This is a genomic window from Ottowia sp. SB7-C50, assembly GCF_033110285.1.
In the GTDB taxonomy this organism is placed as follows: Bacteria; Pseudomonadota; Gammaproteobacteria; order Burkholderiales; family Burkholderiaceae_C; genus Ottowia.
Genome location: NZ_CP136995.1, coordinates 885486 through 901677, shown reverse-complemented (window position 1 = coordinate 901677; position 16192 = coordinate 885486). Strand labels below are relative to the sequence as shown.

General features: G+C 67.5%; 17 protein-coding genes. 2 read left to right on the top strand and 15 right to left on the bottom strand.

Annotation, left to right across the window (positions count from 1 at the left end):
• Positions 1 to 8: 8 nt before the first annotated feature.
• From soxB to R0D99_RS04295, 10 genes are all read right to left on the bottom strand, one after another.
• Positions 9 to 1742 carry a thiosulfohydrolase SoxB gene (gene soxB / locus R0D99_RS04340; protein ID WP_317750155.1) on the bottom strand — a complete coding sequence of 578 codons (1734 nt, stop codon included), beginning with the start codon at positions 1740 to 1742 and terminating at the stop codon, positions 9 to 11.
• Between the two features lie 60 nt (positions 1743 to 1802).
• Positions 1803 to 2480 carry a sulfur oxidation c-type cytochrome SoxX gene (gene soxX, locus R0D99_RS04335; RefSeq protein WP_317750998.1) on the bottom strand — a complete coding sequence of 226 codons (678 nt, stop codon included), beginning with the start codon at positions 2478 to 2480 and terminating at the stop codon, positions 1803 to 1805.
• 20 nt (positions 2481 to 2500) lie between these two features.
• Positions 2501 to 3310: a sulfur oxidation c-type cytochrome SoxA gene (gene soxA, locus R0D99_RS04330; RefSeq protein ID WP_317750154.1), complete on the bottom strand. Its 810-nt coding sequence runs from the start codon at positions 3308 to 3310 to the stop codon at positions 2501 to 2503.
• A gap of 207 nt (positions 3311 to 3517) precedes the next feature.
• Positions 3518 to 3829 carry a thiosulfate oxidation carrier complex protein SoxZ gene (soxZ, locus tag R0D99_RS04325; protein ID WP_317750153.1) on the bottom strand — a complete coding sequence of 104 codons (312 nt, stop codon included), beginning with the start codon at positions 3827 to 3829 and terminating at the stop codon, positions 3518 to 3520.
• Between the two features lie 144 nt (positions 3830 to 3973).
• On the bottom strand, positions 3974 to 4432 hold the full coding sequence (soxY, locus tag R0D99_RS04320; protein WP_317750152.1) for a thiosulfate oxidation carrier protein SoxY: 459 nt from the start codon (positions 4430 to 4432) through the stop codon (positions 3974 to 3976).
• Between the two features lie 84 nt (positions 4433 to 4516).
• Positions 4517 to 5587, bottom strand: coding sequence for a c-type cytochrome (locus R0D99_RS04315; protein ID WP_317750151.1), 1071 nt, complete (start codon positions 5585 to 5587; stop codon positions 4517 to 4519).
• Positions 5571 to 6950, bottom strand: coding sequence for a sulfite dehydrogenase (gene soxC, locus R0D99_RS04310; RefSeq protein ID WP_317750150.1), 1380 nt, complete (start codon positions 6948 to 6950; stop codon positions 5571 to 5573). Before soxC ends, R0D99_RS04315 begins: the two co-directional genes overlap by 17 nt.
• Before the next feature lie 108 nt (positions 6951 to 7058).
• Positions 7059 to 7388: a hypothetical protein gene (locus R0D99_RS04305; protein ID WP_317750149.1), complete on the bottom strand. Its 330-nt coding sequence runs from the start codon at positions 7386 to 7388 to the stop codon at positions 7059 to 7061.
• A 104-nt stretch (positions 7389 to 7492) separates the two neighbouring features.
• Positions 7493 to 7984 (bottom strand): hypothetical protein, encoded by a 492-nt coding sequence (locus tag R0D99_RS04300; protein WP_317750148.1) that lies wholly within the window; start codon positions 7982 to 7984, stop codon positions 7493 to 7495.
• A complete protein-coding gene (locus R0D99_RS04295) occupies positions 7981 to 8964 on the bottom strand; it encodes an MBL fold metallo-hydrolase (RefSeq protein WP_317750147.1) in 984 nt (327 codons plus the stop codon). Before R0D99_RS04295 ends, R0D99_RS04300 begins: the two co-directional genes overlap by 4 nt.
• Before the next feature lie 48 nt (positions 8965 to 9012).
• Between R0D99_RS04295 and R0D99_RS04290 the strand changes: the two genes are divergently transcribed.
• Positions 9013 to 10116, top strand: a complete 1104-nt coding sequence (locus R0D99_RS04290; protein ID WP_317750146.1) for a YeeE/YedE family protein — start codon at positions 9013 to 9015, stop codon at positions 10114 to 10116.
• Positions 10117 to 10339: 223 nt separating this feature from the next.
• Here the strand turns inward: R0D99_RS04290 and R0D99_RS04285 are convergent, their stop codons facing one another.
• From R0D99_RS04285 to R0D99_RS04265, 5 genes are all read right to left on the bottom strand, one after another.
• Complete coding sequence (locus R0D99_RS04285) at positions 10340 to 10933, bottom strand: c-type cytochrome (protein WP_317750145.1); 594 nt, start codon at positions 10931 to 10933, stop codon at positions 10340 to 10342.
• Between the two features lie 138 nt (positions 10934 to 11071).
• A complete protein-coding gene (locus R0D99_RS04280) occupies positions 11072 to 12355 on the bottom strand; it encodes an NAD(P)/FAD-dependent oxidoreductase (RefSeq protein WP_317750144.1) in 1284 nt (427 codons plus the stop codon).
• Between the two features lie 10 nt (positions 12356 to 12365).
• Positions 12366 to 12677 (bottom strand): c-type cytochrome, encoded by a 312-nt coding sequence (locus R0D99_RS04275; RefSeq protein ID WP_317750143.1) that lies wholly within the window; start codon positions 12675 to 12677, stop codon positions 12366 to 12368.
• Between the two features lie 155 nt (positions 12678 to 12832).
• Positions 12833 to 13180 carry a metalloregulator ArsR/SmtB family transcription factor gene (locus R0D99_RS04270; RefSeq protein ID WP_317750142.1) on the bottom strand — a complete coding sequence of 116 codons (348 nt, stop codon included), beginning with the start codon at positions 13178 to 13180 and terminating at the stop codon, positions 12833 to 12835.
• 27 nt (positions 13181 to 13207) lie between these two features.
• Positions 13208 to 14839 carry an iron ABC transporter permease gene (locus R0D99_RS04265; RefSeq protein ID WP_317750141.1) on the bottom strand — a complete coding sequence of 544 codons (1632 nt, stop codon included), beginning with the start codon at positions 14837 to 14839 and terminating at the stop codon, positions 13208 to 13210.
• A 265-nt stretch (positions 14840 to 15104) separates the two neighbouring features.
• On the opposite strand from R0D99_RS04265, the gene R0D99_RS04260 reads away from it, so the two are divergent.
• Positions 15105 to 16175, top strand: a complete 1071-nt coding sequence (locus R0D99_RS04260; RefSeq protein WP_317750140.1) for an ABC transporter ATP-binding protein — start codon at positions 15105 to 15107, stop codon at positions 16173 to 16175.
• The last annotated feature ends 17 nt before the right edge of the window (positions 16176 to 16192 follow it).

Below are 16192 nucleotides of genomic sequence, written 5' to 3'. Positions count from 1 at the left end.
CCACCCGCTCAGCCCGCATACCCCGGATTCGGCAGCCCGCCGGTCAGCTTGGGCTGGTTGACCTGGCGCGGTGCCACCTTGCCGCCTTTGGCCTTGAGCCAGTCCTCGATCACGTCCCACACCATCTTGTTGCCGGCTTTTGACGCCTCTTCGGCGACGGGCGCCCAGCCGGCGACGAGGTAGTTCTTGCTGGCGTCGATGGGCTGGCCCTTCAGGCGCATGTCGCTGATGCGCTTGCCCTGGCTGGCCAGGGGGTCGCAGGCGTAGGTCAGGCCGCCGACGCGGACCATGTCGCCGCCCTGCTGGTAGTACGGGTCGGGGTTGAACAGGTTGTCGGCCACGTCTTCGAGGATGGTCTTGAGCATCTCGCCCTTCATCTCGGTGAGCGTGGCGTAGCTGTAGGTGGTGGCGGTCATGTCCAGCAGCCATTCGCGCGCGATGGGCTGGCCGGGCAGCAGCGTGGTGCCCCAGCGGAAGCCGGGCGAGAAGGCAATCTGCGCGCCCTGCGCTTCCATGAGCGCATCCACGATGAGCTGGTCGCCCGTGCCGTTGAAGTTGCCGCGGCGGTACAGCAGGCCTTCGGTCACGCCCAACTGTTCGGCCAGCTTGGCTTCGTAAGGGGCGCGAATCTTGGTGATGAGCGCGTCCATCTCCTTGTCGGCCGGCAGCATATTGGCAAACACGGGCAGCAGCTTGTAGCGGTAGTCGGCCACCTTGCCGCTCTTCACGTCAAAGTCCAGCACGCCGAGGAACTTGCCGTTGCTGCCGGCGTTGGTCACCAGCGTCTGGCCGCCGGCGCTCTTGATCACGCTGGCCACGGGCATGCCGTCGTGCGTGTGGCCGCCCATGATGGCGTCGATGCCGCGCACCCGGCTGGCCATCTTCAGATCGACGTCCATGCCGTTGTGGCTGATGACGACCACCACCTGCGCGCCCTTGGCGCGGGCTTCGTCCACCATCTTCTGCATGTTCTCGTCCTGGATGCCGAATTCCCAGTCCTTGACCATGTAGCGCGGGTTGGCGATGGGCGTGTACGGAAACGCCTGGCCGATGATGGCGACCGGCACGCCGTTCATTTGCTTGATAACGTAGGGCTTGAACACCGGGTCGCCAAAGTCGAGTGTCTTGACGTTCTGGGCGACGAAATCGACCTTGCCGTCAAAGTCTTTCTCGACGATTTCCTTCACACGGTCCATGCCCAGGGTGAATTCCCAGTGGCCGGTCATCACATCCACACCGAGCAGCTTGCAGGCCTCGACCATGTCCTGGCCTTTGGTCCACAGCGCGGTGCCGCTGCCCTGCCAGGTGTCGCCGCCGTCCAGCAGCAGCGCGCCGGGACGGCTGGCGCGCAGGCGCTTGACCAGCGTGGCCAGGTGCGCAAAGCCGCCGACCTTGCCATAGCGCTGCGCCGCCTGCTCGAAGTCGAGGTAGGTCAGCGCATGTGCCTGGGCCGTGCCGGGCTTGACGCCGGCCAGCTTCAGCAGGTGCTCGCCCACCAGGTGCGGCAGCTTGCCCTTCATGTCGCCCACGCCCAGGTTGACGCTGGGCTCACGGAAGTAGATGGGCTTGAGCTGCGCGTGGCAGTCGGTGATGTGCAGGAACGACACGTTGCCGAATTTGGGGATGTCGTACAGCCCCTCGGCCGCCGTCTGTGCGCTTGCATTTTGATAGCTGCCCAGGCCCATGCCTGCTGCGCTGGCGGCACTCAGGACTTGCAGAAATTCGCGTTTGGTGAGGTTCATATCAGCACCGACTGATGTAATGGGTCAAAAAAAGCCCGGCGGCGCCGGGCGAGATGCGCCTTACTGGTTCACAGGCGACTTGGGATCGAGCAGCAGCGCCACGATGTCGGCCACCTGCTTCTCGGTCAGGATGCCCATGTGGCCGGCGCGCGGCATGTTGGAGCAGGCGTTGTAGGCCTTGGCGTTCCAGATCTTGCCCCAGGTGTACTTCACGATCTCTTGCGACTGCGGGCTGTTCGGGTCGGCCACGCCGCGCAGCTTGCCGTAGTTGTAGAGGCTGGGGCCAATGGTGCCGAAGGAGATTTCCTTCTTGTCGATCTGGTGGCAGTTGTAGCAGTTGCCGCCGTTGGCTGCGCCAGCCTGGTCGGTCCAGGTCATGCCGCGGCCGCTCTGGGCGATCTTCTCGCCCTCTTTCCAGTCGCCCAGGTATTTGCCGCCGGCGGGCCACTTGATGGTCTGCAGGTTCAGCGCTTCCAGCCGTTTGGCGGTGGCTTCGTCGAGCGGCTTGCCTGACACGTCGGCAGCGTTGCACGCCTTCAGCGTCTCGTCGTCGGCGAAGGCGGCCTTCACCTTGACAATGCCCTTGTCGTGGAACGACTCGTTGACGATCTTGCGCGTCAGTGCGTCGAGCTCGGCCGACGTCATGGACACGCTGGACGACGCACCGCCGCCCGCCGCACAGCCGGCCACCACCACCGCCGCCACCAGCGACAGCGCAAACACATGCTTCCTGTTCATCTTCATGGATGGGCTCTCTTTCAGCGCTTGATGGTCGGGACGGCGGACTTGGCGCCCTTGGCGTTGACGCCCAGGTACACGCCCAGGGCCACGGTGACGTCGCTGGCGAAGTCGGGCTCGGGGAAGCGCTGTTGGCGATAGCAATCGTTCAGCCGGTGCTGCATGGTCCACATCTGGCCGTTGGAGACGCGGTAGGCTGGCCAGGCGGCAAAGCCGACGCCGTCGCCGGGGTTCTTGGTGAGCAGCGGCAAATCCTGCAGTCGGATGCGCTTGCCTTCTTCGCCGTGGCATGACGCACACGCAAAGTCATGCGCGCCGCCGCGCTGGTAGAACAGGCGCTTGCCCACCTGGTACATCACGCGTTCCTGCTCGTTCGACTGCGGCAGGTTGAAGGCCATGCCCTTGGATTGCGCAGCGATCCAGGTCGCCAGTGCGGTGGTGTTGGCGCGCTCGCCACGGCCCCACTGGCCGTTGACGATGTCCTTGGCCTCAATGCCTTGCAGCGTGGTCATGCAAGTGACCAGGCGCGATTCCAGGTCCTGCACCTTGCCGGTGTCCTTGAAGTAGCGCGGCAGCTGCACAAAAGCACCCTTGACCACGCCCGGGCCCAGGCCCAGGTCACAGCGTTCGAGCGAGGCGTTGCGCGGGCCGCGCGCCTTCTTCCACAGCTCTTCGCCCTTGGCCTCGAACAGGTCGGCGGGGTTGCCGTCCTGCAGCATCTCGCGGTATTCCTCGATGGCCTGGATGGAGGTCTTTTCCTGCGCCAGCGCATGCGCGCCGGTCAGGCCGACCAGCAAGGCGGCGCAGGCCACCCGGATTGTTTTGCTCATGGGCTTGTCTCCTACTTCCTGAATAACCAAAAAACAAAGCGGGCGTGGATTGGGGCACGCCCGCTGTCTGCTGCGCATGGGACTAACCGGGGTGCAGCACACCCGATGCATGGCGCCAGGTGGCCGCATCCGGCGGCGGCCAGGGCGCACGGCACACCCGCACCACCCCTGCACGAGGGCGCTGCGGAACTGCCATGCGCCAATCGGTCACGACACCGTGGCTTCGTCGGTGCGTGTATCGCCCTTGTTGTCTTTCCAGGTGACGCTGATCTTGTCGCCGGCCTTGGCGCCCTTGACGTTGAACTGCAGGAACGGGTTCTTGGACACCGCCGGGCCCCACTCGCACGAGAACACCGGCTTGCCGTTCAGGCTGGCCGTCACGTCCGAGATGTGCCACGCCGGCACCACCTTGCCGGACGCGTCCTTGCGCTGCCCGGATTCCATTTCGTGGCTCATCAACACGCGCACCGTGGCCTTGTCGCCAGCGGCCTGAGCGCGAATTCGCATCGGGTCTGCCATGTCTTTTCTCCTGATTCAATAACTTTTCAACACGCTTGTGGCCGCGGCGCAGGCCGTTCGGGACTGCCGTGGAGCGGGCTTGGCCACGCCACTGGCGGTGTCCCCCGGGGGAAGGCGCCGCAGGCGACTCAGGGGGGGTCATATTCAGCCGCCGCAGCCGCCCAAAGTGACCTTGACTTCCTTCTTGGCGTAATGCGCCTTGCCGTCGGCGGTGATGGCCACGGCGTAGACGTCGGAGGTTTCACCCATCTTGGAGCGCGTGGCGAAGTTGGCGTCGACTTCAGGCGTGACGTTGAACACCGCCACCAGGGCGTTGGGGTTCTTTTCGACCAGCAGCACCAGCTGCTTGACGTTGGGCAGGCTGCTGGCCACGGCCAGCGGCACGACGGCGCCGTTCTCGGCGATGTCGGGCGCGGTGAGCGTGACCGCGCCACTGGCCGCCGGCGCGCCAGAGGCGCCCAGCGCCTTCAGCGCGTCGTTCAGGCTCTTGGCCTCGAACGCCGCCTTGTTGAAGGCCAGCGCGTACTGCGGGAACAGGCCGGTGCCGGCCAGCAGGCCAGCCACCACGGCGCTTTGCTTGAGGGTTTGACGACGGGTCTGCATCGCGGGTTACTCCTAAAAATAAGTCAATGCTAATACTTAACGGGAATCAAGTTGATGGGGAAATCCCCATTCAGCCCAAGCTCTTCATTTGCTGGCGCCCGCGGCCAGCCAGGCGGCGATGGCCTTGGTGTCCTCGTCGGGCAGTGTCTGTGGCGGCATGGGCACTTCGCCCCACACGCCCGCGCCGCCTGCCTTGATCTTGCCGGCCAGGTAGTCGGCCTTGCCGCCGTGCTTCTTGGCGATGTCGACAAAGCTCGGGCCAACCAGCTTGCCTTCGATGTTATGGCAAGCGGTGCACGCGTGCTTTTGCGTCAGGGCAATGGCCGCGACGTTGGGACTGGCGGCACCGCCGGCGGGGCCGACCACCTTGACCGGGCCGGCCGCGTCGCCCAGCTTGCCTTCGGCCCGGGTGGTGTCAGAGCCGCGCTGCGGGCCGACGGTGCGGTTCTGCTCGCGCAGGTTGCCGTGGTTGTTGCGCGCGTGGTCGGGCAGCGACGACGCCACCTTCGGCTCGGGGCCGCAGTTACTCATGCAGGCGGTGGCACGCACGTCGGGCGCGGCGGCGGCGCCCAGCTCCTTGCCGGGCCACATGGCGTGCGCCGTGCTCATGCCGTTGCGGTTGGGCATGCGCTGCTGCACTTCGGCAATGTTCTTGTCCGTCAGCGTGAAGTCGTCGGGCACCACATGGCCCAGGTTCAGCAGGAAGGCGGTGACGGCGTACACCTCGTCGTGCGTCAGCGACTTGGGCTTGTCCCACGGCATGGCGCGGTGGATGTAGTCCCACAGCGTCGCCACGGTGGGCACCTTCATCAGCGTGGTGCGGCCGGGGTAATCGGCGCGCTTGAGCATGGCCACGCGGCCGGTCTTCACGTCCTCGGCCGTGGTGCCGCCCACCAGCGGCGAGAACACCGAGTTGGATTCGCCGAACACGCCATGGCAGCCGGCGCACTTGGCTTCCCACACGTCCTGACCCTTGGCGACGCTGCCGCTGCCGGGCGGCAGGCCCTTGAAGTCGGGGCGCACGTCGATGTCCCAGGCCGCCACCTCCTTCGGTGTGGCGTCGCGGCCAATGCCGGGAAATTTGCCTTGAGCGCCCGCCGATAAAGTGCAGACAGCTATCAATACCGTAGCAATGACGTTACGCGAGCTGGACATTCTTCACCTCGCCGTTTTCCTGTACCAGCCACGACTGGACCGAGTTGTTGTGATAGATGGAGCGCGTGCCGCGCACCGCGCGCAATTCGCGCGACGTCGGCTGCACGTAGCCGGTGTCGTCCATGGCGCGGCTTTGCACGATGGTGGGCTTGCCGTCCCACACCCAGTCGATGTTGAAGCGCGTCAGGCACTTGTCCATCACCGGCGATTCGAGGCGCGCGGTGCGCCAGTGGCGGCCGCCGTCGACCGACACGTCCACCCGCCTGATCTTGCCGCGGCCCGACCAGGCCAGGCCGCTGATGTTGTAGAAGCCCTTGTCCAGCAGCACCTGGCCACCCGAGGGCGTGGTGATGACGCTCTTGCATTCCTGGATGCTGGTGTACTGGCGGTGCGTACCGTCGGGCATCAGGTCGATGTAGTGCACCGCCTCGTCCTTGGCGCCCCAGGGCTGGTCGCCCACTTCGCAGCGGCGCAGGTACTTGACCCAGCTGACGCCCTGCACGCCCGGCACCACCAGACGCAGCGGGTAACCGTTTTCGGGCCGCAGCATCTCGCCGTTCTGGCCGTAGGCCACCAGCACCTGGCCGCTGGTGATCAGGCTCATGGGGATGGTGCGCGTCATGCTGGAGCCATCGGCGCCCTCGGCCAGCACGAACTTGCCGGCTTTCATGTCGGCGCCGGCCAGTTCCAGCAGGGTGATCAGCGGCACGCCGGTGAATTCGCTGCACGACAGCATGCCGTGCGAATACTGGCAGGTGGGCACGGCCACGTTGCCCCATTCCATGCCGGTGTTGGCGCCGCACTCGATGAAGTGGAAGCGGCTCACGCTCGGCAGCCGCATGATCTCGTCCATGGTGAACACCTTGGGCGACTTGACCATGCCGTTGACCATGAAGCGGTGCTGCGCCGGGTCGATGTCCCACCAGCCCTGGTGGTGCCGCTCGAAGTGCAGGCCGCTGGGCGTGACGATGCCGAACAGCGACTGCAGCGGCGCGAACGACACCGACGCCTGGCTGGTCTGCGTCAGGCCGGGGCTGGGCCGGCGCTGCACATTGCCTTCGTACCTGGACGGCAGGCCATAGCCGTCGGTGGCCACCGGCTGGCCCAGGCCGGTGCTGTGCGCCGGCAGCTTCAGGATGGCCGGGTCGCCCTCGCCCACCGACTTGCCCTGCGCGCCCGCGCCCGCCGCGGCGCCGCCCGCCAGCGCCGCCGCAAACGCGCTGCGGATGAAGTCGCGCCGGCCGCGCTTGCCTTCGGCGAACACGTTGCGCACGCCCGCCGGGTCGAGGAAGTTTTCCGGCGCCTTGCGCAGCCTGCCGCCGGGCACGCTGGCCGGCGCGGGGGAAAGGATGTCGTTCGTCATGCTTTTTATTCGCTATATGCGCAATTGCTTATGTTAAAGCTTGGGCGGCGCGTGCCCCATGGGGTTTGCCCCAATCGCGCCGCGCGTTCAGCGTGGCGGCTGCGCCGGTCAGCGGAGCCGGTAGTGGTCGCGGTTGAGCACGGCAGCAATGGCCGTGACTTCTTCGGGGAACAGGCTCAGGTTCATCTCGGTGTTGCACTGCTCGACCATGCCGCGCAGCAGCCCCGGCGTATGGATGCGCCCCTGCGGACGATAGATGGCCTTGCCGTCATCGGTCCATTTGCGGGCGTGGCACTGGTTGCACTTGTTCTGCGCGATCAGCTTTTCGCCCAGCGCCAGATCGGCGCCCTGGAAGATGGCGGGCGTCTGCGCGCCCACCGGCAGCACGGCGCCGGCCAGACAGATCGACCAGGCCCAGCGGTACAGCGAAGCGTTCATGGCGGTCTCCGGTAGCAGCGATCGGCGATCGCTAGCTTATTGATAGCAACACACCCAAATCAGACAAGCGCAGGCGCCCATATTGGACGCCAATGCCGCAGCGGTCAAGCGGCCAGCGCCTGGCGCGCCTGCTCCAGCCGGCGGTCCAGGTAGGCGGCGTAGAAGTCCGTCGAGCCGCCCACCAGCCGCTCAGCCACTTCCCGCCCGCCGCGACCCAGGAACAGCACCGTCGGCGCCACCTTCACGCCCCAGGCGCGCACCAGCGCGTCGTGCGACATCGCCTCGCCGACCGCGGCGCGCGTCATGCGGGCGCTGCGCATGTCGACCTGCACCACCGGCAGGCCGTCCTGCGCGTGCATGGGCGCCAGGTAGTGGTTGCGCACCTGCTCGCACCACGGGCAGCCGTGCAGGCTGACCATGACGACGAGCGGCTGCCCCGCCTTCAGCGCGCGCGCCAGCTCGTCGGGCAGCGAGACGGACAGCGGCAGGCTGCGCCCGGCCGCCCAAGCCGCCGGCAGCGCCGCGCCGAAGCCCAGCGCGCCCAGCGCCCGCAGACCCGCGCGGCGCGTGCAGGACGAAGGCGCGCCGCCGCTCATTCGGGGTCGTGCTCCATCAGCAAATAGGTGTTGTAGGCGTTCATGCGGTTGGCGGCGCCGAACAGCGGCAGGTGCTCATACGCGCTCCAGTCGGTGGCCTTGTAGGCTTCGTCGAACGGCGTCATGTCGCGCGCGGCCTGGCCCATGGTCTTGCGCAGGTAGGCCAGGTAGTTGCGGGTCAGTTCCATGTCCTTGCGCGCTTCGGTCGACACCGGGCCGTGGCCGGGCACGACCACGTCGGCGTCAAACGCCAGCAGCTTGTCGAGTGACTTGATCCAGTTGCGGCTGTCGGCCTGGCCGACAAACGGCACGCGGCTGCGGAACACCAGGTCGCCCGCGTACAGCACTTTCTTGTCTGGCAGGTACACCGCCAGATCCTCGGGCGTGTGCGCGGGGCCCACGGGCTGCAGCACCAGGCGGGTGTCGCCCACGGTGATTTCGCGCCGCGCGTCGATCCATTCGGTGGCGGCCACCAGCCGCGTCTTGTCGTCGATCCACGGCGCCAGCTCGGTGCGCGAGGCCTGCAGGCGCAGCCGCGCCGTGTCGGCGTGCAGGTACTCGCGCCCGGCCTGCTGCGCGATGATGCGCGCGCCCGCCTGCTCAAACACCTGCAGGCCGTACACGTGGTCGGCGTGGTAGTGGGTCACGATGACGTGCGTCACCTTTTGCGGCGTGACCTTCTTGATTTCGGCCAGCAGGCGCTCGGCCAGCGCGGGCGAGCCCAGCGCGTCGATCACCACCACGCCGGCCGAGGTGACGATGAAGCCGGCGTTGGAGATGAAGTTCTGGTTAGCCGGCGAGCCCAGCGCGGACAGCCCTTCGACATACCAGCAGCCGGGCGCCGCTTCGCGCGCCGTCATGTCGGGCAGCGCCGCCGGTTGCGCGGCAGCGTCGGAATAGCGCGCCCAGGCCATGCCGCCGAGCGGCACGCACAGGCAACGCTGGAGAAGTTGACGCCGATCAATCACAGACTGCATCATCCGCTTAATATTTATAAGTCATTGCTGAATTAATTATTGAAGATGGCGATGGAATTGGCAAGCTGGGTGGAACGCTTTGGCACGGCCGCCGTGCTGGCGATGGGTGGCGCCGCCATTGGCGCGCTGTTCGGCTTTTGTGCGCAGCGCTCTCGCTTTTGCCTGCGCGCGGCCGTCATCGAGTTCTGGCACGGCAAGTTTGGCGAAAAGCTCTCGGTCTGGCTGCTGACCTTCGCCACCGCCGTGGTGGCTGTGCAGGGGCTGGTGCTGCTGGGCGGGCTGGACGTGGGCGGCGCGCGCCAGCTCAGCAACCGCGGCTCGCTGTCGGGCGCGCTGGTGGGCGGGCTGCTGTTTGGCGGCGGCATGATCATGACGCGCGGCTGCGCCAGCCGGCTGCTGGTGCTGTCGGCCAACGGCAACCTGCGCGCGCTGCTGTCGGGGCTGGTGTTTGCCGTCACCGCGCAGGCCGCGCTGTCGGGCAGCCTGGCGCCGCTGCGCAGCGCCATTTCCAGTTGGTGGACGGTGGACGGCGGCGCGGCCCGCAACGTGCTGACGCGCATGGGCGGCGGGCCGTGGGACGGCCTGGCGATGGGCATCGTCTGGCTGGCGGTGGCCATCTTCTTCGCCCACCGCACGGCCAACCGGGCGTGGATGTGGCTGGGCGGCATCGGCACCGGGCTGGCGGTGGCGCTGGCGTGGTGGTTCACCTACGCGGTGTCGCAAGCCAGTTTTGATCCGGTGCAGATCCAGGGCCTCACCTTCAGCGGCCCGTCGGCCGAGTGGTTGATGCGCGTGCTGGTCAACCCGGCGCCGGCGTTCGGCTTTGACGCCGGCATGCTGCCGGCGGTGTTTGCCGGCTCGTTCCTCGGCGCGCTGATCGGGCGCGAATGGAAGGTGGAAGGCTTCAAGGACGGCTACAGCATGGCGCGCTACATCGTCGGCGCCATGCTGATGGGCTTTGGCAGCATGCTGGCCGGCGGCTGCGCGGTGGGCGCGGGCATCACGGGCGGGGCCATCTTCGCCGTCACCGCCTGGGTCACGCTGGCCGGCATGTTCGTCGGCGGCGGCCTGATGGACCGCCTACTGGCCGAGCCGGTGCAGACCGCGCAACCGCCCACGCAGCAGGCGCCCGTGGTGGTGCCGGTGGCGCCGTGAGATTTTGATTCAAAGTAGCCCGCAGCGCTTGTCCATTCAGCGCAATCAGCTATAAAAATAATAGTTTTCAGATTGCTTGCGAGGGGCGTTCAAACGCCATCGCCAAGCCCGCGGTGCAGGCCACGCCAGCAATCGCCATGGTCGGGCTTGTACCGGCCATCGGCGATGTCCCCCTCCCGCAGAGAGGGGGGAAGCCGCGTCAGCGGCTCAGGGGGGTGCCCCCCTATTTCCCGCTGAGGTATTCGGAGACGGCCGCCATCTCCAGCGCCGTCATTTTCTCGACCACCGTGTGCATCACCGCGTTGTCGTTGTTGCGTTCGCGCTTGTTGAACTGCTTGAGCTGGCTGTCCAGATAGGCCGCGTGCTGGCCCGCCAGGCGCGGCAGCGCGTTGCTGCCGCCGCCGTCGGGGCCGTGGCAGCTGGCGCAGGCGGGCACACCGCTGAACTTGTTGCCCTGGCTGTAGATGTACTGGCCGACGGCGGCCAGTTGCGTGTCCTTGGGGGCTTCCTTGTGCGGTGGTCGGCTGGCGAAGAACTGGCCGAGCGCGACCATCTCGTCAGGTTTCAGATCCGCCACCATGGGCGCCATGGCGCTGCTCTTGCGCTTGCCGGTCTTGAAGTTCTCCAGCTGCTTGGCGATGTAGTCGGCGTTCTGCCCGGCCAGTCGCGGAAACACCTCACTGGCCGATTCGCCCTCGGCGCCGTGGCACAGAAAGCACGAGCCGCCGATGATCTTCTTGGCCCGCGCCTCGTCGGCCTGGGCGTGGCAAAGCCCCGCAAGCAGCATCAAAGCAGCGGCAACAGTGACTGATTTCATAGCAGTTTGATTGAGAAAGCGCGACCCGTGCATCACCCCAACCCATCCGGGGCTGCCGCGGATCGGGCTTGGCCCGGCCGCTGGCAGCGCCCCCTGCAAGGGGGATGGCGGAACATGCGAAGCAGTGGAGCCTGGGGGTCAGGCCAATGTATCGGCCCAGATGTTGCGCGCCCAGGCCATGGCGTACTTGCCTTCCAGCTCGCTGGCGGCCACCGACACGCCGCCCGAGCCGGGCACCGTGAGCATCGTCTTTTGCGCGGCGTCGTAGCGGTGCACGCTGGCCACGTGCACCACGTCGGTGTCGCTGACGAAGCTGTAGCAGGTGTTGTTGTAGATCGGCAGGGCGTTGGGCTGGCGGCCCGACAGCAGCACGACGATGGCGGCGGCCGCCACCTTGCCGTGCTGGTTGGCCATGTGGCCCGACTTGGGCATCAAAGGCGCCACCTGCAGCGCGTCGCCCAGGATGTGGATGTTCTTGGCGGCCTTGGATTCCATGGTCTGCCAATCGACCTCGCACCAGCGCTTGTTGGCGGTGGTCAGGCCGGCGTTGTGGGCGATGTCGCCCGCGCGCTGGGGCGGCAGCACGTTGAGCACCTGCGCCTTGATGTCGTCGTTGAACTCGAACTTGAGCGTGCCGGTGGCGGCATCGACGTCGGTCAGGTTGTGCTTGGGGCGGTAGTCGATGATGCCCTTGTAGCGGTCGGCCCAGGCCTTCTTGAACAGCGGCCCCTTGGAGGTGACGTCGTCGTTGGCGTCGAGGATGAGCACCTTGGACTTGGGCTTGGCCTGGCTGAAGTAGTGCGCCACCTGGCAGGCGCGCTCGTACGGGCCGGGCGGGCAGCGGTACGGCGCCAGCGGAATGCTGAGCGCGTACACGCCGCCATCGGGCATGGCCTCGAGCTGCTTGCGCAGCGCCACGGTCTGCGGGCCGGCCTTCCATGAATGCAGCACCTTGTCCTGCGCGCCGGGCGCCTTCATGCCGGGCAGCGCTTCCCACATGAATTCGATGCCGGGCGACAGCACCAGCCGGTCGTAGCTGAGCGTCTGCCCACCCGCCAGGCGCACCTGGCGCTTGTCGGCGTCGATGGCGATTGCGCGGTCCTTGACGATCTTCACGCCGTGGCGCTTGGCCAGGTTGTCATAGGGCGTGGTGATGTCGGCCATCTGCTTGCTGCCGCCGATCACCAGGTTGGAGATGGGGCACGAGATAAAGGCGTCATTGGGCTCGACCAGCGTGACGTTGACGCGCCCTTCGGACCACATGCGGATGTACTTGGCGGCCGTGGCGCCGCCGTAGCCGCCACCGACGACGACCACGTTGCCGCCCGCACCGCCGGCGGTAGACGCACAGCCGGCCGACAGCCCCAGCACCGAAGCGGCAGAGGCGGCCGAGCCCGCCTGGATGAATTGACGACGATCCATGGTGGCCTCCTTATTTCTTCTGCGCGGCAAACCAGGCCACGATGGCGGCCAGCTGCTCGTCGGTGTAGCCCTTGCTGAGCTGGTGCATGATGGTCGCGGGCTTGGCGCCGCTCTTGAAGTCCATCAGCTTTTTCATCATCTCGTCCTTGCTCTGGCCGGCCAGCGGCTCGTTGCCAGGCATGGCGCGCCCAGCGGTGCCATGGCAGTTGGCGCAGGCTGCGGCCCAGCTGCGTACCTGCATCGGGTCGACCTGCGCGTGCGCGGCGCTGGCCGCCATGCCCAGCGCCAGCGCGCCCAGCCCGGAAAGAATGCGGGATTTCATGGTGATGACCTTCCTCGGTGGTTGCACGGCGGCGTAAAAATTCGCCGCGACTTATATTTAAGGAATCATAGGCGGGCGCACGACAGGCGCATCTCGGGACTAACCCCGACAAGCGCGTGCCCGTCGCCCGCGACACCGCCGCGTGGCGCGGCGCGTCAGCGCGGCTCGCCCACCGACTCGATCGCGATCTGCGTGCAGACGGCGCGGCACAGCGTGACCACGCGGTCGTTGATGATGCGGTAGTAGATCTGCACGCCCTCGCGCCGCCGCCCCAGCACGCCGGCCTTGTACAGCGTGTTGAGGTGCTGGCTCATGTTGGGCTGGGTGGTGTGGATCTCGGCCAGCAGTTCGCCCACGTTCTTTTCGCCGTTGCACAGCGCGCTGATGATCTTCAGCCGCATGGGGGCGGACATGATGCGGAACACCTCGGCCGCCAACTCGAACACCTCGTCGGATTCGAGTTCGCTGTCGGTCACGGTGGGGGCGGCGCTTTTTTTCTGCATGTCCCTGCAAGGCAGATGGTCACGTGACTATAGCAATTCAGCGTCGACCGACCGGCGCTCGGAGCGCAGCGTGCGGCTGAGCAGCACCACCGGCACCAGCCCCACCAGCACCAGCGCCAGCGAGGGCAGCGCCGCCTCGCCCAGCCGCTCGTCGCGCGCCAGCTGGTTGGCCACCACGGCCAGCGTATCGGTGTTGAACGGGCGCAGCACGATGGTGGCGGGCAGCTCCTTCATCACGTCGACAAACACCAGCAGCCCGGCCGCGAAGGCCGCGCGGCGCAGCAGCGGCCAGTGCACGCGCGCCGCCAGCTCCACCCCGGTGGCGCCCAGCATGCGGGCCGACTCGTCCAGGCTGCGCGGCAGCCGCGCGTAGCCGCTCTGCATCGATTGCAGCGCGACGGAAACGAAGCGCACCAGATACGCCCAGATCAGACCCCACACCGTCACCGTGACCAGCGCGCCGACGCCGCTGTCGGGCCAGCGCACCTGCAGCCAGCCTACCGGCAGCAGCAGGCCGACGACGATGACCGCCCCCGGCACCGCGTAGCCGAGCGACACCACCTGCACCGCCCCACGCCGCAGCAGCGTGGGCGCGCGGCGCAGGCTGTAGGCCAGGAACCAGGCCGCCAGCACCGCCAGCACCGCGGTGGTGGTGCCCAGGCGCACGCTGTTCCAGGTCCAGACCAGAAAGCGGTCCCACGGCAGCACCGACCAGTCGGCGGACAGTGGCCGCAGCATGAAGGCCACAGGCAGCGCAAAACCCATCAGCACCGGCAGCAGGCACAGCACCCAGGCCAATGCGCCGCGCGCGCCGCGCAGCGTGATCGGCCGCGCTTCGCCCGAGCTGGCGCGCGCCGTGGCGCTGCTGGCAAAGCGCAGGCGGCGCTGGGCGCGCTGCTCCAGCCACAGCAGGCCCATCACCAGCACCAGCAGCACGGTGGCCAGTTGCGCAGCGGCGATGCGGTTGTCCATCGACAGCCAGGCCTTGTAGATGCCGGCGGTGAAGGTCTGGATGCCGAAGTAGACCGACACGCCGTAGTCGGCCAGCACCTCCATCAGCGCCAGCGCCGTGCCGGCGGCCACCGCCGGTCGCGCCATCGGCAGGGCCACTTCGCGCAGGCGGCGCGACAGGGGCGCGCCCAGCAGGCGCGCGGCTTCCATCAACTGCGGCGCCCGTTCGGCCAGCGCCGTGCGCGCCAGCAGATAGACGTACGGGTACAGCGAGAACGAGAACACCCACGCCGCGCCCCACACGCTGCGCACGTCGGGCAGCAGGCGGCCTTCCAGCCCGAAGGTCGCGCGCAGCCAGCTTTGCAGCGGGCCCGAGAACTGCAGGAAGTCGGTGTACGCATAGGCCGTGACGTAGGCCGGCATGGCCAGCGGCAGCAGCAGCAGCCATTCAAAAGTGCGCCGGCCGCGGAACTCGAACACCGTCACCAGCACCGCCGCCGGCACGCCCATGGCCACCACGCCGATGCCGACCATCACCACCAGTTGCACCGTGACCCACAGGTATTCGGGCAGCACCGTGGCCGACATCTCGCGCAGGATGCCGGCGGTCTGCGCGTCCCACTGCGCCCACGAGCCGACCAGCGCCAGCACGGGCAGCGCCAGCACGCAACTCACGAGCAGCAGCAGCACGGTGGGCAGGGCTCGCACGGTGGATGGAATGGGTTTCGTTATGAAAATGATAGCTATCTGCGCTTTATAGGCAAGCGCCGGCAACGCTTTTCTTCATGAAAGCCCGCCAAGATAGCCGGACCGGACACCGTTTAAATCACGCGGAGGAAGCCAAGGAAGCAAATGTCTTCTTTTTTCGCGTCCTTCGCGAACCCTTCGCGCCCTTCGCGTCCGGCTGTTTGCCGCCCGACCGCCCCGCCACCGCCCGCGCAAATGAGAATTGTACGCATCTACAATCACACCCATGTTCCTGAAGATCGATCAGGTCGACGTCCGCTACCCCGGCCAGGGGCGCCCGGCGGTGCACCACGCATCGCTGGGCCTGGCTGCGGGCGACATCGGGGTGCTGATCGGCCCGTCGGGCTGCGGCAAGACCACGCTGCTGCGCGCCGTCGCCGGGCTGGAGCGCGTGACGGCCGGTGACATCCGCCTGGGCGACGAAATGGTCAGCAGCGCGCACCGGCACGTGCCACCCGAGGCGCGCCGCATCGGCATGGTGTTCCAGGACTACGCGCTGTTTCCGCACCTGGACGTGGAACGCAACGTGGCCTTCGGCCTGAAGCACCTGGGCGCCGACGACCGCGCGCGGCGCGTGGCCAAGGTGCTGGCCCTGGTCGACCTGGCCGGCAGCCAGCGGCGCTACCCGCATGAGTTGTCTGGCGGCCAGCAGCAGCGTGTGGCGCTGGCCCGCGCCATGGCGCCCGCGCCGCGCCTGCTGCTGCTGGACGAACCGTTTTCCAACCTCGACGTCGACCTGCGCGAGCGGCTGGCGCACGAACTGCGCCTGATCCTGAAGGCCGCCGGCGCCACCGCGCTGTTCGTCACGCACGACCAGCTGGAGGCCTTTGCCATCGGCGACCACATCGGCGTGATGCACGACGGCCACCTGCACCAGTGGGACGACGCGTATTCGCTGTACCACCGGCCTGCCACGCGCTTCGTGGCCGACTTCATCGGGCACGGCGTGTTCGTGCCGGCGCGCATCGTCGCCACCGAGCGCGGGGCCAAGGTGGACACGCCACTGGGCACGCTGCGCAACCTGACCGACTGCCCCCTGCCCGCCGCCTACCCCGACGGCAACTGCGACCTGCTGCTGCGCGCCGACGACATCCTGCACGACGACGACGCGCCGGTCACCGCCAAGATCGTGCGCAAGGCGTTTCGCGGCTCGGAGTTCCTGTACACGCTGCAGCTCGACAGCGGCGAGACCGTGATGACCTACGTGCCCAGCCACCACCAGCACAAGGTCGGCGAGCGCATCGGCATCGTGCCGGCGGTACACCACGTGGTGACGTTTCCGCCGCAGGCGGCCTGACGGCGGAGACGCAGGGC